21 protein-coding genes, 1 pseudogene and 1 riboswitch are annotated in these 23,879 nt (G+C 71.4%); of the genes and pseudogenes, 17 read left to right on the top strand and 5 right to left on the bottom strand.

The annotated features are described in order from the left end of the window. The 3 genes and pseudogenes from OO52_RS46925 to OO52_RS06595 all read left to right on the top strand — a co-directional run. A pseudogene (locus OO52_RS46925) lies at positions 1-523 on the top strand (cbb3-type cytochrome c oxidase subunit I); the annotation flags it as partial. Between the two features lie 88 nt (positions 524-611). Next, the gene (locus tag OO52_RS06590) at positions 612-1,010 is read left to right on the top strand and encodes a cytochrome c oxidase subunit 4 (protein WP_030641899.1); all 399 of its coding nucleotides are present in this window, start codon (positions 612-614) and stop codon (positions 1,008-1,010) included. 159 nt (positions 1,011-1,169) lie between these two features. Continuing rightward, on the top strand, positions 1,170-2,432 hold the full coding sequence (locus OO52_RS06595) for a L,D-transpeptidase (RefSeq protein WP_030641902.1): 1,263 nt from the start codon (positions 1,170-1,172) through the stop codon (positions 2,430-2,432). A 74-nt stretch (positions 2,433-2,506) separates the two neighbouring features. Here OO52_RS06595 and OO52_RS06600 read toward each other — a convergent pair whose 3' ends face one another. Beyond that, positions 2,507-2,908: a response regulator gene (locus OO52_RS06600; protein WP_030641905.1), complete on the bottom strand. Its 402-nt coding sequence runs from the start codon at positions 2,906-2,908 to the stop codon at positions 2,507-2,509. Between the two features lie 166 nt (positions 2,909-3,074). On the opposite strand from OO52_RS06600, the gene ctaE reads away from it, so the two are divergent. The 7 genes from ctaE (at position 3,075) to OO52_RS06635 (ending at position 12,774) form a co-directional block, all read left to right on the top strand. Beyond that, a complete protein-coding gene (gene ctaE / locus OO52_RS06605) occupies positions 3,075-3,695 on the top strand; it encodes an aa3-type cytochrome oxidase subunit III (RefSeq protein WP_014672235.1) in 621 nt (206 codons plus the stop codon). 62 nt (positions 3,696-3,757) lie between these two features. Next, positions 3,758-4,570, top strand: coding sequence for a cytochrome bc1 complex diheme cytochrome c subunit (gene qcrC, locus OO52_RS06610; RefSeq protein ID WP_030641908.1), 813 nt, complete (start codon positions 3,758-3,760; stop codon positions 4,568-4,570). Then, entirely contained in the window at positions 4,567-5,625 is a 1,059-nt protein-coding gene (qcrA, locus tag OO52_RS06615) for a cytochrome bc1 complex Rieske iron-sulfur subunit (protein WP_030641910.1), read from the top strand. Before qcrC ends, qcrA begins: the two co-directional genes overlap by 4 nt. Next, the gene (qcrB, locus tag OO52_RS06620; RefSeq protein WP_030641911.1) at positions 5,622-7,259 is read left to right on the top strand and encodes a cytochrome bc1 complex cytochrome b subunit; all 1,638 of its coding nucleotides are present in this window, start codon (positions 5,622-5,624) and stop codon (positions 7,257-7,259) included. Before qcrA ends, qcrB begins: the two co-directional genes overlap by 4 nt. Before the next feature lie 121 nt (positions 7,260-7,380). Next, positions 7,381-8,445 carry an anthranilate phosphoribosyltransferase gene (gene trpD, locus OO52_RS06625; RefSeq protein WP_030641913.1) on the top strand — a complete coding sequence of 355 codons (1,065 nt, stop codon included), beginning with the start codon at positions 7,381-7,383 and terminating at the stop codon, positions 8,443-8,445. Between the two features lie 73 nt (positions 8,446-8,518). Then, positions 8,519-8,636, top strand: a riboswitch (SAM riboswitch). Positions 8,637-8,768: 132 nt separating this feature from the next. Beyond that, on the top strand, positions 8,769-10,130 hold the full coding sequence (locus OO52_RS06630) for an aminotransferase class V-fold PLP-dependent enzyme (protein ID WP_030641915.1): 1,362 nt from the start codon (positions 8,769-8,771) through the stop codon (positions 10,128-10,130). Positions 10,131-10,179: 49 nt separating this feature from the next. Then, positions 10,180-12,774 carry a protein kinase domain-containing protein gene (locus OO52_RS06635; RefSeq protein ID WP_030939751.1) on the top strand — a complete coding sequence of 865 codons (2,595 nt, stop codon included), beginning with the start codon at positions 10,180-10,182 and terminating at the stop codon, positions 12,772-12,774. Between the two features lie 35 nt (positions 12,775-12,809). On the opposite strand, the gene OO52_RS06640 is transcribed toward OO52_RS06635, so the two are convergent. Together OO52_RS06640 and OO52_RS06645 are read right to left on the bottom strand one after the other, a co-directional pair. Beyond that, on the bottom strand, positions 12,810-13,091 hold the full coding sequence (locus OO52_RS06640; protein ID WP_014672228.1) for an Lrp/AsnC family transcriptional regulator: 282 nt from the start codon (positions 13,089-13,091) through the stop codon (positions 12,810-12,812). Further along, complete coding sequence (locus OO52_RS06645; RefSeq protein ID WP_030641920.1) at positions 13,088-13,831, bottom strand: rhomboid family intramembrane serine protease; 744 nt, start codon at positions 13,829-13,831, stop codon at positions 13,088-13,090. Before OO52_RS06645 ends, OO52_RS06640 begins: the two co-directional genes overlap by 4 nt. 152 nt (positions 13,832-13,983) lie before the next feature. On the opposite strand from OO52_RS06645, the gene OO52_RS06650 reads away from it, so the two are divergent. The 5 genes from OO52_RS06650 (at position 13,984) to OO52_RS06670 (ending at position 19,339) form a co-directional block, all read left to right on the top strand. Further along, on the top strand, positions 13,984-14,223 hold the full coding sequence (locus tag OO52_RS06650; RefSeq protein ID WP_014672226.1) for a hypothetical protein: 240 nt from the start codon (positions 13,984-13,986) through the stop codon (positions 14,221-14,223). 46 nt (positions 14,224-14,269) lie between these two features. Continuing rightward, the gene (locus OO52_RS06655; RefSeq protein WP_030641923.1) at positions 14,270-15,613 is read left to right on the top strand and encodes an NYN domain-containing protein; all 1,344 of its coding nucleotides are present in this window, start codon (positions 14,270-14,272) and stop codon (positions 15,611-15,613) included. A gap of 211 nt (positions 15,614-15,824) precedes the next feature. Then, entirely contained in the window at positions 15,825-16,865 is a 1,041-nt protein-coding gene (locus OO52_RS06660) for a C40 family peptidase (protein ID WP_030641925.1), read from the top strand. Positions 16,866-17,116: 251 nt separating this feature from the next. After that, entirely contained in the window at positions 17,117-18,124 is a 1,008-nt protein-coding gene (locus OO52_RS06665; protein ID WP_030641927.1) for a C40 family peptidase, read from the top strand. Positions 18,125-18,151: 27 nt separating this feature from the next. Further along, a complete protein-coding gene (locus OO52_RS06670; protein ID WP_199820029.1) occupies positions 18,152-19,339 on the top strand; it encodes a hypothetical protein in 1,188 nt (395 codons plus the stop codon). Here the strand turns inward: OO52_RS06670 and OO52_RS06675 are convergent. Continuing rightward, on the bottom strand, positions 19,320-19,553 hold the full coding sequence (locus tag OO52_RS06675; RefSeq protein ID WP_199820030.1) for a hypothetical protein: 234 nt from the start codon (positions 19,551-19,553) through the stop codon (positions 19,320-19,322). The two genes, OO52_RS06670 and OO52_RS06675, sit on opposite strands and share 20 nt — an antisense overlap. Before the next feature lie 125 nt (positions 19,554-19,678). Then, on the bottom strand, positions 19,679-20,914 hold the full coding sequence (locus tag OO52_RS06680) for a glycosyltransferase family 87 protein (protein WP_030641933.1): 1,236 nt from the start codon (positions 20,912-20,914) through the stop codon (positions 19,679-19,681). Positions 20,915-21,061: 147 nt separating this feature from the next. Between OO52_RS06680 and OO52_RS06685 the strand changes: the two genes are divergently transcribed. Both OO52_RS06685 and OO52_RS06690 read left to right on the top strand, forming a co-directional pair. Continuing rightward, entirely contained in the window at positions 21,062-22,204 is a 1,143-nt protein-coding gene (locus OO52_RS06685; protein WP_030641935.1) for a glycosyltransferase family 4 protein, read from the top strand. An 86-nt stretch (positions 22,205-22,290) separates the two neighbouring features. After that, positions 22,291-23,877 carry a GMC oxidoreductase gene (locus OO52_RS06690; RefSeq protein WP_030641937.1) on the top strand — a complete coding sequence of 529 codons (1,587 nt, stop codon included), beginning with the start codon at positions 22,291-22,293 and terminating at the stop codon, positions 23,875-23,877. Positions 23,878-23,879 lie beyond the last annotated feature (2 nt).

The following is a 23,879-nucleotide window of genomic DNA, read 5'->3' on the forward strand; positions in this document are numbered from 1 at the left end:
CTTCGGCATCATCAGCGAAGTGATCCCGGTGTTCTCCCGCAAGCCGATGTTCGGCTACATGGGTCTGATCGCCGCGACCATCGCGATCGCCGGTCTGTCGGTGACGGTGTGGGCCCACCACATGTACGTCACCGGCGGTGTGCTGCTGCCGTTCTTCTCCTTCATGACCTTCCTGATCGCCGTGCCGACCGGTGTGAAGTTCTTCAACTGGATCGGCACGATGTGGAAGGGCTCGTTGTCCTTCGAGACACCGATGCTCTGGGCGACCGGCTTCCTGATCACCTTCACGTTCGGTGGTCTGACCGGTGTCATCCTGGCCTCGCCGCCCATGGACTTCCACGTCTCCGACTCGTACTTCGTGGTGGCCCACTTCCACTACGTGGTCTTCGGTACGGTCGTCTTCGCGATGTTCTCCGGCTTCCACTTCTGGTGGCCGAAGTGGACCGGCAAGATGCTCGACGAGCGCCTCGGCAAGATCACCTTCTGGACGCTGTTCATCGGCTTCCACGGCACCTTCCTGGTCACCTGCACCACCCTGAGATCGCCGCGCTCGAACAGCTCGAGCACGCCGGTCACGGCACCGCCATCGCGGGCAGCAAGGAGGCCGGCAAGTGAAGATCCAGGGTCGGATGTTCATCTGGCTGAGCGTCTTCATTCTGATCATGGCCATCGTGTATGGCGTGTGGTCGAAGGAGCCGGCCGGTACCACCGCGCTCTTCCTGGCCTTCGGCCTGAGCGTCATGATCGGCTTCTACCTGGGCTTCACCGCCCGGCGGGTCGACGCGGGCGCCCAGGACGACAAGGAGGCCGACGTCGCGGACGACGCGGGCGAGCTGGGCTTCTTCAGCCCGCACAGCTGGCAGCCGCTCATGCTGGGCTTCGGCGGTGCCGTCGCCTTCCTCAGCATCGCGGTCGGCTGGTGGCTGATCTACTTCGCCGCCCCGTTCATCGTGGTCGGCATCTTCGGCTGGGTGTTCGAGTACTACCACGGTGAGAACCGCACCCAGTAGAACGCGAAGCGACACGCCGGGAGCCCGGACACTCCATCAGGAGGGTCCGGGCTCCCGGCTTTTCCGCTGCTCCGGCGTGTCCTTCCTTTGCCGCAGTGTCGTTCGCTCGTACGGGTTACCTGCCATGCCGGTGAGCTCTCCATCTCATAACGTGATCATATGAACCACACTCCGCGGACCCGCACCGTCGTCAGCTGCACGCTGCTGGTGGCCGCCCTCGGCGCGGGCGTCACCGCTTGCGGTTCGGACGGCAACCCCCTGTCGGCCAGGCCGTACGACGCAGCGGGCCTGATCTCCTTCAACGGCCCCACCGAAGCGGGGAAGCGGGCCGACCCGGACAAGCCCCTGGAGGTGACCGCCAACAGCGACGAGGGCCGCATCACGGACGTCACCGCCCAGGACGCCACAGGGCGCCATGTGGCGGGCGAACTCGCCGCCGACGGCAGCCGCTGGCACAGCACCTCCCCGCTGGCCGCCAACGCCCACTACACGGTCACGGTGAGCACCGAGGACGAGGACGGCGCGCCCGGCCGCAAGGTCCTCACGTTCGACACCAGCCAGCCGACCAGCAAGCAGCGCCTGCACGTCACGTTCGGGCCGCAGAAGGGCACCTACGGCGTCGGACAGCCGATCACGGCCCAACTCGACCACGAGATCAAGGACAAGGCACAGCGCGCCGTCGTGGAACGGGCCCTCCGGGTCGATTCCACGCCGGCCGTGGAGGGCGCCTGGCACTGGGTCGACAACAAGGAACTCCACTACCGGCCCAAGGACTACTGGCCCGTGCACGCCACCATCCAGGTCCACAGCAACCTGGACGGCGTCAAGATCGGCGACCGGCTGTGGGGCAGCGCGTCCAAGCCGTTGACGATCACCACCGGTGACAGGATCGAAGCCGTCACGGACGCCGCCACGCACCAGATGACGGTCTACAAGAACGGCCAGGAGATCAACCAGATCCCCATCACGACGGGCAAGCCCGGTTTCGAGACCCGCAACGGCGTCAAGGTCGTCCTGGCCAAGCAGTACTTCGTACGCATGCGCGGCACCACGGTCGGCATCGCCGAGGGCAGCGCCGACTCCTACGACCTGCCGGTCTACTACGCCACCCGGGTCACCTGGTCCGGCGAGTACGTCCACGCCGCCCCCTGGTCGGTGGGCTCCCAGGGGTACGCCAACGTCAGCCACGGCTGCACCGGTATGAGCACGTCCAACGCCGAGTGGTTCTTCGACACCGTCCGCGAGGGCGACATCGTCAAGGTCGTCAACTCCAACGGCGACGACATGGAGCCCTTCGGCAACGGCTTCGGCGACTGGAACCTCGACTGGAAGAAGTGGCGCGAGGGCAGCGCCCTCTTCAACGGCAAACCGGAGGGCCCGGCCCCGGGGAACGCGCTACGCGTCCAGCCGGCGGCGGCGTGATGAAGGGGCGCGGGGAACCGAGCGAGGAGGACCCACCGGCCCGCACTCGCCCGCGAACCCGGCGCCCCGCCCCGCTACGCGCCCACCAACCGCCGCTGACGCAGCAGAGAGGCCAGGGCGGAGGCGAACTCCACCGGATCCACCGGCAAGGTCACCGCCGCGTCGGCCCGGCTCCACGTGGCCAGCCACGCGTCCTGCGGCCGCCCCATGAGCAGCAGTACCGGCGGGCAGTTGAACACCTCGTCCTTGATCTGCCGGCACACCCCCATGCCGCCCATCGGCACGGCCTCGCCGTCGAGCACGCAGACGTCGATGCCGCCCTTGTCCAGCTCCCGCAGCACCGCCTGCGGAGTCGCGCACTCCACGAACTCGACCAGGGGGACGTCGGGCGCCGGCCGACGCCCGGCGGCCAGCCGTACTTGCTCGCGGGTGTTGGAGTCGTCGCTGTAGACCAGCACCGTGGCGGTCGGCTGCATTGTTCCTCCGAGACGTCGGCGTCGTACGGACAGGACGGGCGGGCCCGTTCCGGCGGATGTTACTCCCGCCATCGTCCCCATGAACACCACGTCAACACCGGTCTCGCGGGTGGCAACACTCCGAACGGCACCCCCCGGAGTGAGCGCGAGATAAGCGACCGACATAATGTCGGTCGTGGCGACAGCAACGACAGTAGAAACCGGGCACGCGCACCCGTCGGTCAACCGGCCGAACCTCACCAGCGTCGGAACCATCATCTGGCTGAGTTCCGAGCTGATGTTCTTCGCGGCCCTCTTCGCGATGTACTTCACCCTCCGGTCGGTGACCGGACCGGCTCACTGGAAGGAGATGGCGGAGGCACTCAACGTGCCCTTCTCCGCCACGAACACCACGATCCTGGTGCTCTCCTCCCTCACCTGCCAGCTCGGCGTGTTCGCGGCCGAGCGCGGCGATGTGAAGAAGCTCCGTGGCTGGTTCATCCTCACCTTCATCATGGGTGCGATCTTCATCGGCGGTCAGATCTACGAGTACACGGAGCTGGTGAAGAAGGACGGCATCTCGCTGTCCTCCGACCCGTACGGCTCGGTGTTCTACCTGACCACCGGCTTCCACGGCCTGCACGTGACGGGCGGTCTCATCGCCTTCCTGCTGGTCCTCGGCCGCACCTACATGGCCAAGAGGTTCACCCACGAGCAGGCGACCGCCGCCATCGTCGTGTCCTACTACTGGCACTTCGTCGATGTCGTCTGGATCGGCCTCTTCGCCACGATCTACCTGATCAAGTAGCCGGGACCGCTCCCGCACATCCAGAAGCACCGACGCAGAAGATCCTGACACCGGGGTAATCCGTGAAAAAGCTCTCCGCACGACGACGCCATCCGCTGGCGGCGGTCGTCGTCCTACTCCTCGCGCTGGCGGCCACTGGGGGGCTGTACGCCGCGTTCGCGCCCGCGGGCAAGGCGCAGGCCGATGAAACCTCCCAGTCCCTGACCATCAAGGAGGGCAAGAAGCTCTACGAGGTCGGCTGCGCCAGCTGCCACGGCACCGGTGGCCAGGGCTCCTCCGACGGCCCGAGCCTCGTCGGCGTGGGCGCCGCGGCCGTCGACTTCCAGGTCGGCACCGGCCGCATGCCCGCCGCCACCTCGCAGGGCGCCCAGGTCCCGCGCAAGAAGAACATCTACTCGCAGGCCCAGATCGACCAGCTCGCCGCGTACGTCGCGTCGCTGGGCGCCGGCCCGACCGTGCCCACGAAACAGCAGTACGGCCCCGAGGGCGCGGACATCGCCAAGGGCGGCGAGCTGTTCCGCACCAACTGCGCGCAGTGCCACAACTTCACCGGCAAGGGCGGCGCCCTGACCAAGGGCAAGTTCGCGCCGGACCTGGAGGGTGTCGCTCCGAAGCACATCTACGAGGCCATGCAGACGGGCCCGCAGAACATGCCGTCCTTCCCCGACACCACGCTGTCGGAGAAGAACAAGAAGGACATCATCGCGTACCTGAACGCGGTCAACGGCGACAAGACCGAGAACCCGGGTGGTCTGGAGCTGGGCGGCCTCGGGCCGGTCAGCGAGGGTCTGTTCGGCTGGATCTTCGGTCTCGGCACGCTCATCGTGGTCGCCGTGTGGGTCGCCGCTCGGACCGCAAAGGCCAAGAAGTCATGAGTAGCCAAGACATTCCAGAAGAGAACCTGCCCGCTGAGCAGGACCACGCGCACGGCGCGGTAGGGATCGCGGACGAGGAGAACCCGTTCGCGGACCCGGGGCTGCCGCCGCACGAGCACCGGATCCAGGACATCGACGAGCGGGCCGCCAAGCGGTCCGAGCGCGTGGTGGCCCTGCTGTTCACGGTGTCGATGCTGGCCACCATCGGCTTCATCGCCGCGTACCTGGCGGTCCCGCACGACAAGTCGATCTTCGTCTTCCCGATCGGTCACATCAACGCGCTGAACTTCACGCTCGGTCTGACCCTCGGTGTGGCGCTGTTCTGCATCGGCGCGGGCGCGGTCCACTGGGCCCGCACCCTGATGTCCGACGAGGAGATCGCCGACGACCGTCACGCGATCGAGGCCCCCTCCGACGTGCGGGCGAAGGTCCACGCGGACTTCCGCCAGGGTGCCAAGGAGTCGGCGCTCGGCCGCCGCAAGCTGATCCGCAACACGATGTTCGGTGCGCTGGCCCTGGTGCCGCTCTCCGGTGTCATGCTGCTCGGCGGTCTCGGCCCGGCGCCGGGGACCAAGCTCCGCCACACCATGTGGGCCAAGGGCAAGCGCCTGGTCAACATGAACACGAACCAGCCGCTGCGTCCCGAGGACGTCTCCGTGGGCTCGCTCACCTTCGCCAAGCCGGACGGCCTGGAGGAGCACTCCGAGGAGTTCCAGAAGGAGATCGCCAAGGCCGCCCTGATGATCGTCCGGCTCCAGCCGGGCAACATCAAGGACAAGCGCGAGCTGGAGTGGTCGCACGAGGGCATCGTCGCGTACTCGAAGATCTGCACCCACGTCGGCTGCCCGATCTCCCTGTACGAGCAGCAGACGCACCACGTGCTGTGCCCGTGCCACCAGTCCACCTTCGACCTCTCCGACGGTGCCCGAGTGATCTTCGGCCCCGCCGGCCACGCCCTGCCGCAGCTGCGCATCGGTGTGGACAGTGAGGGTTACCTCCAGGCGCTCGGCGACTTCGAGGAGCCCGTCGGTCCTGCTTTCTGGGAGCGCGGATGAGTACTTCAGCGAACGAGACCTCCCGCTCACGCGGGAAGGCACCGGCCGGCGAGCGTCTCGCCGACTGGGCCGACGGCCGGCTCGGGATCTACTCCCTCGCCAAGGCCAACATGCGCAAGATCTTCCCCGACCACTGGTCGTTCATGTTGGGTGAGGTCTGCCTCTACAGCTTCATCATCATCATCCTGACGGGTGTCTACCTGACGCTGTTCTTCCACCCGTCGATGAACGAGGTGGAGTACCACGGCTCGTACGTCCCGCTCCAGGGACAGCTGATGTCCGAGGCGTTCAGCTCCACCCTGCACATCTCCTTCGACGTGCGCGGTGGTCTGCTCATCCGGCAGATCCACCACTGGGGCGCGGTCGTCTTCATCGCCGGCATGTTCGTGCACATGATGCGCGTGTTCTTCACCGGCGCGTTCCGCAAGCCGCGTGAGGTCAACTGGCTGTTCGGCTTCCTGCTGCTCGTCCTGGGCATGTTCACCGGTTTCACCGGTTACTCGCTCCCGGACGACCTGCTCTCCGGCACCGGTGTCCGCTTCATGGAGGGCGCGATCCTGTCCGTGCCGATCGTCGGCACGTACATCTCGTTCTTCCTCTTCGGCGGCGAGTTCCCGGGCGGCGACTTCGTGGCCCGCTTCTACTCGATCCACATCCTGCTGCTGCCGGGCATCATGCTGGGCCTGGTCGTGGGCCACCTGATCCTGGTCTTCTACCACAAGCACACGCAGTTCACGGGCCCCGGCAAGACGAACAAGAACGTCGTCGGCATGCCGCTGCTGCCGGTGTACATGGCGAAGGCCGGCGGGTTCTTCTTCCTGGTCTTCGGTGTGCTCGCGGCCCTCGCGGCCATCGCGCAGATCAACCCGATCTGGGCCATCGGCCCCTACCGTCCGGACCAGGTGTCCACCGGCGCCCAGCCGGACTGGTACATGGGTATGGCCGAGGGTCTGATCCGCGCCATGCCGGGCTGGGAGATCAACTTCTGGGGTCACACGCTGGTCCTGGGCGTGTTCATCCCGCTGGTGCTGTTCGGCGTGATCCTCGGTGCGATCGCGATGTACCCGTTCATCGAGGCCTGGGTCACGGGCGACAAGCGCGAGCACCACATCCTGGACCGCCCGCGCAACGCTCCGACCCGTACGGCGTTCGGTGTCGCCTGGCTGACCGTGTACTTCGTGATGCTGATCGGTGGTGGCAACGACATCTTCGCCACGCACTTCCACCTGTCGATCAACGCGGTCACCTGGTTCGTCCGGATCGCCTACTTCGTGGGTCCGGTCATCGCGTTCATCGTCACCAAGCGGATCTGCCTGGGCCTCCAGCGCCGCGACCGCGACAAGGTGCTGCACGGCCGCGAGACCGGCATCATCAAGCGGCTGCCGCACGGTGAGTTCATCGAGGTGCACGAGCCGCTCAGCCAGGAGCAGCTGCACACGCTCACCTCGCACGAGCAGTACCAGCCGGCCGAGATCGGTCCGGCGGTCGACGAGAACGGGGTCGAGCGCAAGATCCCTGCCTCGGAGAAGCTGCGGGCGAAGCTGTCCAACGCCTACTTCGGCGAGGACAACCAGATCCCGAAGCCGACCGTCGAGGAGTACAAGGAGATCACGAGCGGCCACGGCCACCACTGATCCCCGCGTCGCCACGCCACGCTGAAGGGCCCCGTCCGGGTTACGGACGGGGCCCTTCGCCATGCCGCCGGCTGGATAGGGTGGTGTACGACGTAGCAGGAACCTGTTCAAGGAGCGGCTGATGAGCGCTGTGACCCCCGCTGGAGGCGACACCGCGGCGGGCCGCTCCTGGCCCGCCCTGCTGAACGGCCTGCTGGACGGCCGGGACCTGAGCGCCGACGACACCGCCTGGGCGATGGACCTGATCATGCGCGGGGAGGCGACCGACGCGCAGATCGCGGGCTTCATGGTGGCGCTGCGGGCCAAGGGCGAGACGGTCCAGGAGATCACCGGACTGGTCCGCACGATGTACGCGCACGCGAACGTCATCGAGGTGCCCGGCCCGGCCGTCGACATCGTCGGCACCGGCGGCGACGGCGCCAAGACGGTGAACATCTCCACCATGTCCTCGATCGTCGTCGCGGGCACGGGGGCGAAGGTCGTCAAGCACGGCAACCGCGCCGCGTCCTCCGCCTCCGGCTCCTCCGACGTCCTGGAGAAGCTGGGGATCAACCTGAACCTGACCCCGCAGCGAGTGGCCGAGGTGGCGGAGGAGGCCGGCATCACCATCTGCTTCGCGGTGCGGTTCCACCCGTCCCTGCGTCATGTCGCCGCCGCCCGCGGCCAGTTGGGCATCCGGACCACCTTCAACGTGCTCGGCCCGCTCACCAACCCGGCGCAGGTGCGGTCGCAGGCCGTCGGTGTCGCGGATCCCCGCATGGCGCCGATCGTCGCCGGCGTCCTCGCCGAGCGCGGCAACTCCGCGCTGGTCTTCCGGGGCGACGACGGCCTGGACGAGCTGACCGTCACCGCCCCCTCCCGGGTGTGGGTGGTCCGGGACGGCAAGGTCACGGAGGAGGTCTTCGACCCGCGGGACGTAGGCATCGACCTCGTCCCCGTGGACGCCCTGCGCGGTGCCGACGCCTCCTACAACGCCGAGGTCGCCCGCCGGCTGCTGGACGGCGAGACGGGGGCCGTGCGGGACGCCGTCCTGCTGAACTCGGCTGCGGCGCTGGTGGCCCTGGAGCCGACGGACGCGCCGCTCACCGAGCAGATCCGCGCGGGCATGGCACGGGCCGCGGAGTCGATCGACTCGGGCGCGGCCAAGCGCACCCTGGACCGCTGGGTGGCCGTCAGCAACGCCTAGCACCCCCGGGAGTCGTCCCGCGATCCGGACACGGGTTGCGGGGCGACGATCACTTCAGTACGTTCCTGTACCAGGTCATGAGTGACAGTCATGAGGCCCCGGCCGACTGTCCGGCAACCCTCCGTCCGTGGCGGGGTGCCCCGGGTGAAGACCAGGTCGTACGGCAGCAAGGCCTACGGCAAGCGCGGACCCCTCGCATACCAGGGGTCCTGGTCGTTCGAGGGAGCCTTCCGTGAGCAAGCGAATGCGTTAGGGCCGCAGAGCCCCGCCTCCGCACACCCCTTTTTCTCTCTTCTCCGCATTCCTGTCACGGGAGTTCCGCCATGTCTGTCTCCACCGCTGCCGCCGACCAGTCCGTTTGCACCCCTCTGCCCGTTCTGGGGCGAGATGTCACCGTCCCGCTGGTCACCGGCGGCGAAGTCAGCTACGCCGCCCTGGACTACGCGGCCAGCGCCCCCGCCCTCCAGCGCGTCTGGGACGACGTCGCCGCGTACGCCCCGTACTACGGCAGTGTCCACCGCGGCGCCGGTTACCTCTCGCAGCTCTCCACCGACCTGTTCGAGAACGCCCGCAAGACGGTCGCCGACTTCCTCGGCTGCCGCCCGGCCGACCAGGTGATCTTCACCCGTTCGACCACCGACTCCCTCAACCTGCTGGCCCGGGCGATCCCGGCCGACTGCCAGGTCTTCGTCTTCGAGACCGAGCACCACGCCTCCCTGCTGCCCTGGCAGGACGCGCGGGTGACCTACCTCGACGCCCCGCGCACCCCGCGCCAGGCCGTGGAGACCCTGGAGCGGGCCCTCGCCGACCGGGACCCGTACGGCCCGGCCCTGGTCTGCGTCACCGGCGCCTCCAACGTCACCGGCGAGCTGTGGCCGGTGCGCGAACTGGCCGTCGCCGCGCACGCCCACGGCGCCCGCATCGTCCTGGACGCCGCCCAGCTCGCCCCGCACCACCCGGTGGACCTGCGTGACCTGGACGTCGACTGGGTCGCCTTCTCCGGCCACAAGCTGTACGCCCCCTTCGGCTCCGGGGTCCTGGCCGGCCGCGCCGACTGGCTCCAGGCGGCCGAGCCGTACCTCGCGGGCGGCGGCGCCAGCCGCAAGGTCACCCGGCGCGAGGACGGCGGCGTGGCCGTCGAGTGGCACGAGACCGCGGCCCGGCACGAGGCCGGCTCCCCGAACGTCATCGGCGCCTACGCCATCGCCTCGGCCTGCAAGGCCCTCACCGAGGCCGGCTGGGACAGCCTCGTCACCCGCGAACAGCACCTGATCGCCAAGGTCCGCGAGGGCCTGGGCGAGGTGCCCGAGGTGCGCGTGCTGTCCCTCTTCGGCGACGACGCCCCGCGCGTCGGCGTGATCTCCTTCGTCGTCGAGGGCTGGAACAGCTCCCACTTCGCCGCCGCGCTCTCCGCCGAGTACGGCATCGGCGTCCGCGACGGCCTCTTCTGCGCCCACCCCCTGGTCCGCACCCTGCTCGGCAGCGGCCCGCAGACCCAGGGCGAGTGCGGCGCCCCCGAGGCGGCCCCCGGCGAGAAGTCCCTCAACGCCATCCGCGTCAGCTTCGGCGCGGGCACGCCGGACGAGCACGTGGAGCGCTTCGTGAACGCCGTCGGGGAACTGGTGGCGGAGGGCGCGAAGTGGCAGTACCGCACGGAGGACGGCCGCTGCGTGCCGGCGGTCTGACCGCGCTATAACCTCCCCTTGACACCTCGTCGGACAGGGGGAGCCCGGAGTGCAGCCGCTGCGCGCAACAGACCCGCGCCACATCGGCCCGTACACCACCACGCACAGACTGGGCGCGGGCGGCATGGGCGAGGTCTACCTCGCCGAGTCCCGCACCGGACTGCGGCTCGCGGTGAAGGTCGTACGGGCCGAGCACGCCGAGGACCGCACCTTCCGCGCCCGCTTCCGCCACGAGGTCCGCGCCGCCCAGACCGTCGGCGGCGCGGACACCTACACCGCACGGGTCGTGGACGCCGACACCGAGGCCGAACGGCCCTGGATGGCGACGGAGTTCGTGCCCGGACCGAATGTGCGGGACGCCGTCCTGGACCACGGAGCGCTGCCCGGGCCCGCGGTCCGGATCCTCGCCGCCGCGCTCGGCGAGGCGCTCGCGGCCATCCACGCCAAGGGTCTGGTCCACCGCGACCTGAAGCCGTCGAACATCCTGCTGGGCCCGGACGGGCCCCGGGTCATCGACTTCGGGATCGTCCGGGCGCTGGAGGCCACCTCGCTGACCCGGACCGGGGCGGTCGTCGGCTCGGTCGGCTACGTCTCTCCGGAGCAGATCCGCAACGGCGGCCAGGTCGGCCCGCCCAGCGACGTCTTCTCCCTCGGCGCGGTCATCGCCTACGCGGCGGCCGGCCGGGAGCCGTTCGGCGAGGGGCAGGACTCGGTGGTCCTGCTGCGCATCCTCACCCGCGACTTCGACCTGTCCGGCGTCCCGGAGGACATCCGCCCGCTGGTGACGGCCTGTCTGCGCGAGGACCCGCTGGAGCGCCCGGAGCCGGCGGAGGTGGTGGCGAGCGCCGGGTTCACCCCGGACACCCTGCGCACCGCCGTCCGCCCGGGCTGGTACGGCCCCGCGGCCCGGCCCCGCCCGACCCCGTACGACCGTCCCAGCGGCGTGGAGTACCTGGCCCCGGAAACCCCCACCCGGCCCACCCCGACCGACTCGGCGACCGCCGCCACCCCGGCAGGCTCGACCGACCTGACCACCCAAGCCGACTCGGCGGCCGCCGCTACCCCGGCAGGCTCGACCGACCTGACCACCCAGGCCGGCTCGGCGACCGCCGCCACCCCGGCAGGCTCGACCGACCTGGCCGCCCCGGCCGACTCGGCGGCCGCCGCTACCCCGGTCGGCTCGGTGGCCCCTTCGATCCCGATGGGCTCGGCCACTGGGGCACCGGCCGGCTCGACTGACCTGGCCGCCCCGGCCGACTCGGCGCCCCCCGCCACCCCGGCCGGCTCGATCGCCCCGGCTACCCCGACCGGCTCGGCGGCCGCCGCTACCCCGGTCGGCTCGGCGGCCCCCTCGACCCCGACGGGCTCGGTTACCGGGGCCCCGACCGGCTCGACTGACCTGGCCACTCCGGCCGATTCGGCGGCCCCGGCCACCCCGGTCGGTTCGGTCACCCCTGGCACCCCCGTCGACGTGCCCACCGCCGGCCGCAGCCTGGGCCCCGTGGCCCCTGGTCGCCGCCGGCTGCTCAAGGCCCTCGCCGGGGGAGCCGTCGGCGTGGCCGGGGTGGGGGCCGGTGGCTGGCTGTGGGAGTACGGGTTCCGCACCGAGAGCAGCGGCGGCAGCGACCGCTCACCGTCCCCGTCGGCCCACCGCGCGATGGGGGCGGCGGTGCTGCGCTGGCAGTACGACCTCGGTGGCATCGGCGGTCTGGACGGGGCCTGCTGCGCGCTCTCCCCGGACGGCTCCGTCGTCTACGCGGGCACCTCGGGCGGGGTGCTGCACGCGATCTCCCGGGACGGCTCCAAGCGCTGGAAGGTCCGGCTGGGGGATGACGTCTCCACGCCCGTGGCCACCCGGGACGCCGTGTACTGCGTGGTGGGCCTGCACTCCGAGGACACGCGCCGGCTGACCGCGGTCAGCCCGTCGGGCAGCCCGCTGTGGACCCGCACCCTCGGCGACCAGCGGTACGCCGTCCCCGTCCTGCTCGGTCAGGACGTCCTCGTCTCCGTCGGCGGCACGGACACGGGCGGGCTGCGCCGCTACGCCTCCGACGGCAGCGAGAGCTGGACCGTCAAGACCCCGGCCGGCCCCACCGGCACCCCGCTCGTCTCGGCGGGGACCGTCTGGACGGGCAGCTACGGCGACGTCCTGCTGGCGCTGGACGCGCGGGACGGCTCGCGGAAGTGGCAGGTGTCCGGGGGCACCGACGTCACCGCCCTCGCCCTGGCGGGCAGCACCCTGTTCACGGACTCCGCCGCCGAACTCCAGGGCTTCCGCGTCACGGACGGCCGGCGGCTGTGGCACAAGGAGGACGACGGCGGGATCCTGGCCGGGGGCAGCCGTACGCTGGCCGTCGGCACCGAACAGGGCGGCCTCTACGCCGTCCGGGCGGCCGACGGCTCCCGTGCCTGGAGGTACGGCTTCGAGGGCGGCCAGGCCGCTCCCCGCGCGGTGGTGGCCGGTGACACCGTGTACGCGCGTGCGGGCGAGAAGGTCTGTGCGCTGGACCTGAACGGGAAGAAGCGCTGGAACGCGGACCTGGGCCGGGACGCGGGCGACGACCAGCACACCCCGGTCGTGCGCGGCGACCGGCTCTACGTCCCCTCGGGCACCGGGATCGCCGCGGTGGACGTGAGCGCCTAGCCGCCCCCGGCCGCCCCCGGCCGCCCCTGGTCGTCCTAGTTGTCGAGGCCGATCGCGAACGCGGCCTCCAGGTCGTGCTGGGAGTAGGTGCGGAAGGCGACGTGCGTGTCCGTGGCCTCGACGCCGGGGATCTTGCTGATCCGCCCCGGGATGATCTCGGCGAGATCCTCGTGCTCCCGCACCCGGACCATCGCGATCAGGTCGTACGTACCGGTGACGGAGAACACCTCGCTCACCGAATCCAGCGAAGCGATCCGCTCCGCGATCTCGGGGATCCGGTCCACGCTGGTCTTGATCAGGACGATCGCGGTGATCACGGCTGTCTCTCTCCCTCGGTGACCGGAGCTGCGGAGGGTTTCACTCTAGTCGTACGGCCATAACGCACCCACGCGTAACCGAACCCGAGCCCGAACCCCACCAGGTGCGCCAGATACGCCACCCCCGGCCCGTCGGACGCCTGCCCCGCCGCCAGCCACTGCAGGGCCGCCCAGGACGGCAGCACCACCCAGGCGGGGAAGCGCAGCGGCAGGAAGAACAGGAACGGCAGGAGACTGGTCACACGCGCGCGGGGGAAAAGGTAGAGGAACGCTCCGAGGACCGCCGAGACCGCCCCGGAGGCGCCGACCAGCGACTCCTCGGAGGCCGCGTTGGCCGCCGCGTATCCCAGCAGGGCGAGGTAGCCGCAGCCGACGTAGAACAGGGTGAACTCCACCCGGCCCATCCGTTCTTCGGTCATCGCCCCGAAGACGAAGAGGAAGAGCATGTTGCCGAGCAGATGCACCCAGCTGCCGTGCACGAACAGCGCGGTGGCCGGGGTGAGCGCGGCCCCGGCCGGGCCCTCGAACAGCTCGGCCGGGACCACGCCCCAGTGCCGGAAGTACGCCCGCTGCGCCGCGAGCAGCGCGTCCCCGGAGCCGTACCCGGGGACCAGCCCGGAGGCCGGGCCGAGGGCGAAGATCAGACCGCACAGGACGATGAGGCCGTACGTCATCGGTGCCGAGGTGCCCCGGACCGCTCTCAGTGTCCTGCCGGCCGCCGTGCTCCAGGTGCTGATCATGACTACAGAGCATGACGTAACGGGACGCTTGCTGACAGACCGCCTCGCCGCCGCGGACGGACGGGCGGCGGGCACCCGCCAGGCCGTAGGGTTACGGCCACACGCGTCGGGGGACGGCGCGGACCGACACGAGAAGGAAGAGAACAGTCACGATGACGGTTCCCCTGCCGACGGCCACGACACGATGGCGCTGCACCCTGTGCGGCAACCTCACGCGCTTCGACGTGACCCGCTCGTCGAAGGTCGTCGAGTACGTCCACCTCGACCTGGCGGGCGAGCCGACGGTGGAGGAGCGCGAGGTGGTCAGTGAGACCATCGAATCGGTGCGCTGCCGCTGGTGCAACGCGGTGGACCAGGTGGAACTCGTGGACAGGCCGGGCGCCGGCTCCTGAGCGGGGCGGCCCCGGAGAGGCTTATTCCGGTATTGGGGTGTGACGGATGGTGGAGACCGCAGGCGGGGGGCCGGGCGACGGCACCGCTGAGGTGCTTGACCGTCCGCTGCCCGACGGCGTGCGCAAGCGGGTCGTGCAGATCGTGTCGGACGGTTTCGGCGGGCTGACCGTGGCGGAACTGCCCGCCCAGCTCAGACAGTACGCCCGGTTCGCCCCCAATCGCCGGGCGAAGTTCGCCGGGAACGCGATGGCGGCGGCGCTGGAGACCGATTCCCTGTTCCGGCAGCGGATCGGGGAGCGGTTCAGAGAGGCGCAGCCGGAACTCGCCGGTGCCCTCGACGCCGGCTCCGCGCCCCCGGCCGCGGACCCGCTCGACGTGGCGGCCGCTGCCTACGTACTGCGCCCGGCGGGCTGGGTGAAGCTGGTCACCGCGGCCGGCGAGGAGGCCCAGCGCGCGCACGCCGAGCGCGCCGACGAGGAGAACCGGGCCGAACTGGAGCGGCTGCGTGCGGAGCTGGCGCAGGCCCGCGACCACACCCGGGCCGAGACCGAACGGCTGCGCACGGAGCTGGAATCGGCGAAGAAGGAAGCGGAATCGCTTCACCGCAAGCTGCGCGCCGCCCTCAGTGACGTCAAGCGGGGCGAGGCCGCGCTGCGCAAGGCACAGGCCGAGATGGACGCCGTACGCGCCGAGGCGCAGGCGCAGGTGTCGGCCGCGGAGAGCGAGTCCCGGCGGCTCAAGGCCCGCCTGGGCGAGGCCGAGGCCACACTGGAGGCCACCCGGCGGGCGGCCCGGGAGGGCCGCAGCGTGGAGGACATGCGGGTACGGCTGCTGCTCGACACCCTGCTGGAGGCGACGCAGGGGCTGCGGCGCGAACTCGCCCTGCCTCCGGTGTCCGTGCGCCCGGCCGAGACCGTGGACGCGGTCGAACCGGGCCGGATGACGCCGAAGGACATCGCGGCGCGCGCCCTGTCGGAGAACGATCCGGCCATTCTCGACCAACTGCTCGCCCTGCCGCAGGCGCATCTGGTCGTCGACGGCTACAACGTGACCAAGACCGGTTATCCGCAGATGCCCCTGGAGAAGCAGCGGCTGCGGCTGCTGGGGCAGCTCTCCGCGCTCGCCGCGCAGACCGGTGCCGAGGTGACCTGCGTCTTCGACGGCGCCGAACTGGCCGCGCCGGTGCTGCTCGCGCCACCGCGCGGGGTGCGGGTGCTGTTCTCCAAGCCGGGCGTCACGGCCGACGAGCTGATCCGCCAGCTCGTGCGGGCGGAGCCGCCGGGGCGTCCGGTCATCGTCGCCTCCACCGACCGCGAGGTGGCCGACGGGGTCGCGAAGGCGGGTGCCCGACCGGTGGCCTCTGCGGTGCTTCTGAAGCGACTGTCCTGAAGGTCCAACGGACGCGCCCAATGCCCGAATTGGCCGTATCGTCACGCAACGTAGTGTCAATCGCCTCTCACTGCACGTGAGTTGTGTGCAAAGAATGCACTGTGTGACGAGTTTTTTTGCTGTGGGATTTGAACTGATCACAACGAGGTCACTAGGGTCTGGGCTCGAACCTCCGAACGGGTGATCACTCACAAGAAGGAGTTCGTCCTCCGTGGCGTCCCACCGTCGACCCAAGCAGCCGAGTCGCACCCGTGTGACCGTGCTGACCACCGCAGCCGCCGCTGCCGTCGCGCTGAGCGCGAACGCCGCCAACGCCGCCCCCAGCGAGAAGCTGAGCAAGGACGAGGTGAAGGCGAAGGTCGACAAGCTCTACGAGCAGGCCGAGCAGGCGACCGAGAAGTACAACGGCGCCAAGGAGAAGCAGCAGAAGCTGCAGAAGGAAATCTCCACCATCCAGGACGACGTCGCCCGTGGCCAGGAGGAGCTCAACAAGCTGCGCGACGGCCTGGGTTCGCTGGCCACCGCCCAGTACCGCTCCGGCGGCATCGACGCCTCGGTCCAGCTCTTCCTGTCGTCCAACCCGGACGACTACCTCGACAAGGCCTCCACGCTCGACCAGTTGAGCAGCCAGCAGGTCGACGCGCTGAAGAAGATCCAGGACAAACAGCGCGAACTCGCCCAGGAGCGGGCGGAGGCCACCGAGAAGCTCAAGGACCTCTCCGCCACCCGCACCGAGCTGGGCAACAAGAAGAAGGAAGTCCAGAGCAAGCTCGCCGAGGCGCAGAAGCTCCTGAACTCCCTGACCGCCAAGGAGAAGGCGCAGCTCGCCGAGGAGCAGGAGCGCGCCAACCGCTCCTCCACCGAGCGCGTGGACCTCGGCGACGCCCCGCCCGCCTCGGGCCGCGCCCAGGCGGCCTTCTCCGCCGCCCAGACCCGGCTCGGCTCGCCCTACGTCTACGGCGCCACCGGCCCGTCCTCCTTCGACTGCTCGGGCCTGACCTCCTGGGCCTACGCCCAGGCCGGCGTCTCCATCCCGCGCACCTCCGAGGCGCAGGCGCAGATCGGCACGAGGATCTACAACCAGAGCGACCTCAAGATCGGCGACCTGGTCTTCTTCTTCAGCGACATCCACCACGTCGGCCTCTACGCGGGCAACGGCCGCATCCTGCACGCCCCGCGCACCGGCACGGTCGTCCGGTACGAGTCCATGTCGACCATCGGTGGCCCGTTCATGTTCGGCGTCCGGGTCTGACACCGGCGTCCGACACCCGGCGACACGCGGACACGGTGGCGCCCGAACGAGCGAATCCCGGGGACCGGAACTGACTCCACGCCCCGCCGGTGACCTGCGTCAGCGGCGGGGCGTCAGTCTGTGTTGACGCCGAGGTCTTTGGTCCGGGCCCGTCCGCACGGCTACTGTCTGCCGCGTTTCCCCGGCGCCGGGGCCTCCCCGTCCCCAGGCGCCGGGGAAACGGTCTGTGTCCGCCAGCAGTTAGGACTGCCGTGGGGTCCCACCGCCGCCTTGCCCCGTCCGGATTCGACCGGGGTGCCGTCGCCCTGTGTGTGCTGTCGGCCGCCGCCGCGCTCGGCGCCGTACCCGCCCAGGCGGTACCGGGAGCCGACACCCGGGCCGAGGTGGACCGCCTGTACGAGGAGGCGGAGAAGGCGACCCAGGCCTTCGACAAGGCCGACGAGCGGGCCGGCCGGCTGCGCCGGGAGGTCCGGCACGCCCAGGACCACATCGCCCGGCAGCAGCAGCGCGTCAACGACCTGCGGGAGCAGCTCGGTTCGCTGGCCGGCGCCCAGTACCGCTCCGGCGGCATCGATCCGACGGTCGCCCTGCTCTTCTCCGCCGACCCCGAGGACTACCTGGACAAGGCGTCCACGCTCGACCGCATCGGCTCCCGGCAGGCCCGCCGGCTGGGGGAGCTGCAGTCGGCGCTGCGCGACCTCGCCCAGGAGCGCGCGGAGGCGGCCGGGAAGCTCGCCGAGCTGGAGAAGAGCCGCAAGGCCGTGGCCGCGCACAAGCGGACCGTGGAGCAGAAGCTGGCCCGGGCCCGGCGGCTGATCAACGCCCTGCCCACCGCCGAGCGCGCCGCGTACGACCGGGCCTCCCGCGGCGGCCGCGCCGACCTGCCCGACCTGACCGGCGCCCCCGCCCCCGACGGCCGCGCCGCCGCGGCCCTGGCCGCCGCCCGCTCCGCCCTCGGCCGCCCCTATGTGTGGGGCGCCAACGGTCCCTCCGGCTTCGACTGTTCGGGCCTGATGCAGTGGGCGTACGCGCACGCCGGTGTCCACCTGCCGCGCACCTCGCAGGAGCAGCGGTTCGCCGGCCGGCAGGTGCCGCTCTCCCAGGCCCGCCCCGGTGACCTGGTCGTCTACCGCTCCGACGCCAGCCATGTGGCGATCTACGCCGGCAACGGCCAGGTCATCCACGCTCCCTATCCCGGTGCTCCGGTGCGCTACGACCCGGTCGGGATGATGCCGGTCTCCTCGGTCACCCGGCCCTGACCGCCCTCCTCGCCGTACGATCGGGAAATGGCTGGTCGCGGGCGGGCGTGGGAGATCGGGGCCGTGGGGCTCGCCCTGCTGCTGCCGCTGACCGGGTGCGGCGCGCACACGGTGACCGACTCCGCGCGGGCCGAGGTGCAGCGGGTGCTCGACCGGCGCGCGGCGGCCCTGCTCGGCCACGACGAGACGGCGTACGGCGCGACCGGCACCCGCACCGAGTACACCCGGCTGCGCGCCCTCCCGCTCGCCTCCTGGAGCTACCGGGTCACCGCCCTGCGCCGCACCGCGTCCGGCGCCACCGCCGACGCCGAGCTGCGCTACCGCGTCGCCGGCTACGACAACGCCCCCGTCGACGCCCGCCGCACCCTCACCCTGGGCCGCGCCGCCGACGGCCACTGGTACGTCACCGCCGACGAGCCCGCCCGGAAGGCCGGACAGCAGCTGTGGGACCAGGGCACGGTGACCGCCGTCCAGGGCGCGCACAGCCTGGTGCTCGGCGCCGGGGGGTCCGCGGCCGGCCTGAGACCGTACGCGCGGCTGGCCGACCGGGCGGTCCCGGCGGTCTCCGGGGCGTGGGGCCGGAACTGGAGCCGCCGGATCGTGGTGCTGGTCCCCCCGTCCCTGGAGGGAATGGCGGCGCTGCTCGGCTCGCCCGCCGCCGACTACCGGGGCATCGCGGCCGTCACCACGGGCGAGACGGGCGGCTCCGGCCGGTCGCCGGCGGACCGGGTGCTGGTCAACCCGGAGGCGTACGCCGTGCTCGGGGACGCCGGCAAGCAGGTCGTCCTCACCCACGAGACGACCCATGTCGCCACCCGGGCGGACACCACCGCCGCCACCCCGCTGTGGCTCTCCGAGGGCTACGCCGACTGGATCGGCTACCTGGGCACCGGCCGCACGCCGGGCGAGATCGCGCCGGAACTGGCCCGGGCCGTGCGGGAAGGCGAGGCGCCCGACGCGCTCCCCGGTGACGAGGACTTCGCCTTCACCCGCGAGCCGACCCGGCTGGCGCGGGCCTACGAGGGCGGCTGGCTGGCCTGCCGGATGATCGCCGAGCGGTGGGGCGCGGACCGGCTCAGCGCCTTCTACCGGGCCGTCGGCGCCCACGGGAAGCGGGCGGGCGCGGTGGAGGGGGCACTGCGGAAGGTGCTCGGGACGACACCGGAGGAGTTCACCGCGCGCTGGCGCGACTACGTCACGAACCGGCTCGGCTGAGCACGTCGAGGGCCTCCCGCAGCCATTCCCGCTCGGCCTTCCCGGTGGCCCGCCCGACCCGCGGCATGCCCTCCCGGAACAGGTCCCCGGCCTCCTCGGCCGGCACCGGCTCGCCCTCGCGGCAGAAGAAGCTCTGGATCATGGCCGCGTTCGGCGCCGGCCCCGCGGGCAGCGGGGGAGCGCCGGCGCTGCTCCGGGTCACCCTCGTGGGCACCGCCGTCCAGCTCCCCTGGCGTACGCCCCCGCCGGGCTCGGCCTGCCCGGTGTCTGCCTGGCGCCGGCGCTCGCGATGGCCGTGCAGTGCGCGGCGGTGGCGGTGCTGCTGCGGCGGGCCCGGCGTCAGGAGGAGACCGGGGTCTCCTTCGCGCGGGCGGTCTGAGACGGGAAGGGGGCGGTCGCGGCCGGCGGGACGGTCGCGCGCCACAACCGGCGGGCCGCCGTGACCGTGGCCGCGACCAGCAGGCCGTTGCGCACCACCAGCAGCGTGACGCCGTACCAGTCGCTCGTCACCACGTGCGAGAAGCCCAGCGGGAACTCCAGGACCGTCACGAAGGACGCGAGGAGGACCAGCAGCGCGGGCGGTCCCATGCGGCTCGCCCGGTACGAGAGGCACACGGCGGCCAGGCCGACCAGCCACACCAGGTACTGCGGGCTGATCACCCGGCTGGTCACCGTGAACAGCAGCACCGCCGTCAGGGCCGCGTCGGCGACGGTGTGCGGCGCGAACCGGGTCGCCCGCAGCCGCCACAGCAGCAGCCAGCCGAACGCGACCCCGGTCAGCGCCAGCGCGGCCGTGCTGACCTGGTCGACGTGCGGGCCCAGGAACTCGATCGAGCCGTAGTTCAGCAGCACCTCGCCCCGCCAGCCGAAGTGCCGGGCCACGTGGAAGACCAGGGCGCCCAGCGACTCCACCTCCGTGCCCCGGTCCCGCTGGAAGGTCAGGAACGCGAAGGCGCCCGGCATGGACACCGCGAACAGCAGCGCGAGACCGGCGGCGGTCACCACCGCCGACGCCCACGCCCGCCGCCGCACGGCACCGACCAGCAGCAGCGCCGGCCACACCTTCAGCAGCGCCCCGAAGGCCGTCAGGGCGCCCATCACCCGCGGGTGCCGCGCCCCGGCCAGCAGCGCCGCCACGGCCACCGCGGTCACCATCACGTCGTAGCGGGCGTACACCGTGGGCCCGAGCAGCGGCACGCCCGCCACCCACACCCAGGTCCCGCGCGGCGACCGGTCCGGCCGTCCGCCCGCGTACCGCAGCAGGGCCAGCACGACGGCGTCGGCGAGACAGGCCAGCACGAAGAAGGCGTGCGGGTACGACAGGAAGGGCAGGACGCCGGGGGAGAGGACGGGCAGGGCGGCGGCGGGCGGGTACTGCCAGGTCACGTCGTCCAGCGGAAACGTTCCTTGCCGCAGGACCTCGTACCAGCCGCGGTAGATCACCGACACGTCCGAGGTGACGTCCGGACCCGGGAAGGCGAACACCCGGAACACGAACAGCAGCAGCGCCGCACGGGTGCCGACCCAGGTCGCGAGCAGCCACGCCAGGGACCGCCCGGCACCCTTCGTCTCCACCTGATCCCCCTGCCGTCCGGTTCCCGCGCCGATCGCCGTGCCGTTCGCATCCGCTGCGAGCGTCCATGATGTCGTGCACACCTGTGCGGATGCCACAGGCTCGGCCGCGCCCGCCCGGGAACGCCCCGTTCGGTAGGGTCGGCGGCGATGCACAAGACCCTGATCGTCACCAACGACTTCCCGCCCCGGCCGGGCGGCATCCAGGCCTTCCTGCACAACATGGCCCTCCGCCTGGACCCCGGCCGGCTGGTCGTCTACGCCTCCACCTGGAAGCGCGGCCGGGAGGGCGCCGAGGCCACCGCCGCCTTCGACGCCGAGCAGCCCTTCACCGTCGTACGCGACCGTACGACCATGCTGCTGCCCACCCCGCGGGCCACCCGGCGGGCGGTCGGGCTGCTCCGCGAGCACGGGTGCACGTCCGTGTGGTTCGGCGCGGCGGCACCGCTGGGCCTGATGGCGCCGGCGCTGCGGAAGGCGGGCGCCGAACGGCTGGTGGCCACCACCCACGGTCACGAGGCCGGCTGGGCCCAGCTGCCCGCCGCCCGGCAGTTGCTGCGCCGGATCGGCGAGTCCACGGACACGATCACCTACCTCGGCGAGTACACCCGCTCCCGGATAGCCACCGCCCTCACACCGGAGGCGGCCTCGCGGATGACGCAGCTGCCGCCGGGGGTCGACGAGAAGACCTTCCACCCGGGGTCCGGCGGCGACGAGGTCCGCGCCCGGCTCGGGCTCACCGACCGTCCGGTGGTCGTCTGCGTCTCCCGGCTGGTCCCGCGCAAGGGGCAGGACACCCTGATCCGGGCCATGCCCATGATCCTGGCCGCCGAGCCGGACACCGTCCTGCTCATCGTCGGCGGCGGGCCGTACGAGGAGGACCTGCGCCGCCTCGCCCGGGAGACGGGGGTCGCCGGCTCGGTGCGCTTCACGGGCGCCGTGCCCTGGTCCGAGCTGCCCGCGCACTACGGCGCGGGGGACGTCTTCGCCATGCCCTGCCGCACCCGGCGCGGCGGCCTGGACGTGGAGGGCCTCGGCATCGTCTACCTGGAGGCGTCGGCGACGGGCCTGCCGGTCGTCGCGGGCGACTCGGGCGGCGCCCCGGACGCGGTCCTGGAGGGTGAGACGGGCTGGGTGGTCCGGGGCGGCTCGGTGGAGCAGACCGCCGAACGGATCGTGGCGCTGCTGGCCGACGCCGAACTGCGCCGCCGCATGGGGGAGCGGGGCCGCCAGTGGGTGGAGGAGAGGTGGCGCTGGGACCTGCTGGCGGAGAGGTTGAAAACGTTGCTCTGAACCCTGCCGACGCTCTGGGCGGAACCTGAAAATCCGCCGATGCTGCACGCATGACAGCAAAACTGACGAGGCGTCACATCCTCGGAATGGCCGCGCTGCAAACCGCCGCCACCCTCGGTCTCACCCGCATCGGTCTCCAGTCCGCGCGCGCCGTCGAACCGGCCGCCGTCGACAACTCCCCGGCCATCGTGGTCGGTTCCGGATACGGCGGCGCGGTCGCCGCCCTCCGCCTCGGCCAGGCCGGCATCCGCACGCTCGTCCTGGAGATGGGCCGGCTGTGGAACACCGTCGGCGCCGACGGCAAGGTGTTCTGCTCCACCAGCGCCCCCGACCAGCGCTCCATGTGGTTCCGTTCGCGCACCGAGGCCCCGCTCGCCACCTTCCTCTGGCTGGACGTGGTCGACCGGGCCATCACCCCCTACCCGGGCGTCCTGGACCGCGTGCACTACGACCACATGTCCGTCTACGTCGGCCGGGGCGTCGGCGGCGGCTCCCTGGTCAACGGCGGCATGGCGGTCACCCCGCCCCGGTCCTACTTCACCGAGCAGTTCCCGGCCGTGGACGCCGACGAGATGTACGGCACCTGGTTCCCGCGCGCCCGCGCCATGCTCGGCGTCAACTCCGTCGACCCGGCCTGGTTCGAGTCGACCGAGTGGTACCGGTTCACCCGGACCTCCCGGAAGGCCGCCGCCAACGCCGGTCTGAAGACCACGTTCGTGCCGAACGTCCACGACTTCGACCACATGCGGCGCGAGGCCGCCGGCACCGCGCCGAAGTCCGCGCTCGCCGGCGAGGTCATCTACGGCAACAACCACGGCAAGCGCAGCCTCGACCGGACCTACCTGGCCGCCGCCCTCGGCACCGGCAACGTCACGATCCACACCCTGGAGAAGGTCACGTCGGTCACCAGGGCGGGCGACGGATCGTACGTCCTGACCGCCGACCGCATCGACGAGACCGGCTCCGTCGTGGGGACCCGGCAGTACGGCTGCACCCGCCTGTTCCTCGGCGGCGGCAGCCTCGGCACCACCGAACTCCTCGTCCGCGCCCGGGACACCGGCACCCTGCCCGACCTCTCCCGGGCCGTGGGCGCCGGCTGGGGCACCAACGGCAACACCATGCTCGGCCGCGCCAACCACGTGTGGGACACCGTCGGCGCCGACCAGGCCACCATGCCCGTCATGGGCATCGACGACTGGGCCAACCCCGACAACCCGGTCTTCGCGGAGATCGCCCCGCTGCCCATGGGCTTCGAGCACTGGATCAGCCTGTATCTCGCGATCACCAAGAACCCCGAGCGGGCGACGTTCTCGTACGACGCCTCCTCCGGCGCGGTGCGGCTCGGCTGGACCGCCGCCCAGAGCGCCGTCTCCGCCGGCATGGCCAAGAAGCTGTTCGACCGGATCAACGCGGCCAACGCCACGATCTACCGGTACGACCTGTTCGGCTCCGGTGACAAGGTCTTCGCCGACGACTTCACCTACCACCCGCTCGGCGGCTGCGTGCTGGGCAGGGCCACCGACACCTACGGGCGGGTGAAGGGATATCCACGGCTGTACGTCACCGACGGCTCGCTCGTACCCGGGTCGATCGGCGTGAACCCCTTCGTCACCATCACGGCCCTCGCCGAACGCACCATGGCGCGGGTCCTCGCCGAGGACACCGCGCCATGACG

Origin of the sequence: Streptomyces flaveolus (assembly GCF_000716535.1) — a bacterium.
Classification (GTDB): domain Bacteria; phylum Actinomycetota; class Actinomycetes; order Streptomycetales; family Streptomycetaceae; genus Streptomyces; species Streptomyces flaveolus_A.

Bases quoted from the DNA above. Each gene is read 5' to 3' on its own strand.
- OO52_RS06645 (WP_030641920.1), bottom strand. From the start codon at position 13,831: ATGATCAGCACCTGGAGCACGGCGGCCGGCAGGACACTGAGAGCGGTC.
- trpD (WP_030641913.1), top strand. From the start codon at position 7,381: ATGAGCGCTGTGACCCCCGCTGGAGGCGACACCGCGGCGGGCCGCTCC.
- OO52_RS06600 (WP_030641905.1), bottom strand. From the start codon at position 2,908: ATGCAGCCGACCGCCACGGTGCTGGTCTACAGCGACGACTCCAACACC.
- OO52_RS06690 (WP_030641937.1), top strand. From the start codon at position 22,291: ATGGCCGCGCTGCAAACCGCCGCCACCCTCGGTCTCACCCGCATCGGT.
- ctaE (WP_014672235.1), top strand. From the start codon at position 3,075: ATGTCGGTCGTGGCGACAGCAACGACAGTAGAAACCGGGCACGCGCAC.
- OO52_RS06670 (WP_199820029.1), top strand. From the start codon at position 18,152: ATGGCTGGTCGCGGGCGGGCGTGGGAGATCGGGGCCGTGGGGCTCGCC.
- OO52_RS06685 (WP_030641935.1), top strand. From the start codon at position 21,062: ATGCACAAGACCCTGATCGTCACCAACGACTTCCCGCCCCGGCCGGGC.
- qcrA (WP_030641910.1), top strand. From the start codon at position 4,567: ATGAGTAGCCAAGACATTCCAGAAGAGAACCTGCCCGCTGAGCAGGAC.
- qcrB (WP_030641911.1), top strand. From the start codon at position 5,622: ATGAGTACTTCAGCGAACGAGACCTCCCGCTCACGCGGGAAGGCACCG.
- OO52_RS06630 (WP_030641915.1), top strand. From the start codon at position 8,769: ATGTCTGTCTCCACCGCTGCCGCCGACCAGTCCGTTTGCACCCCTCTG.
- OO52_RS06655 (WP_030641923.1), top strand. From the start codon at position 14,270: ATGGTGGAGACCGCAGGCGGGGGGCCGGGCGACGGCACCGCTGAGGTG.
- OO52_RS06595 (WP_030641902.1), top strand. From the start codon at position 1,170: ATGAACCACACTCCGCGGACCCGCACCGTCGTCAGCTGCACGCTGCTG.
- OO52_RS06650 (WP_014672226.1), top strand. From the start codon at position 13,984: ATGACGGTTCCCCTGCCGACGGCCACGACACGATGGCGCTGCACCCTG.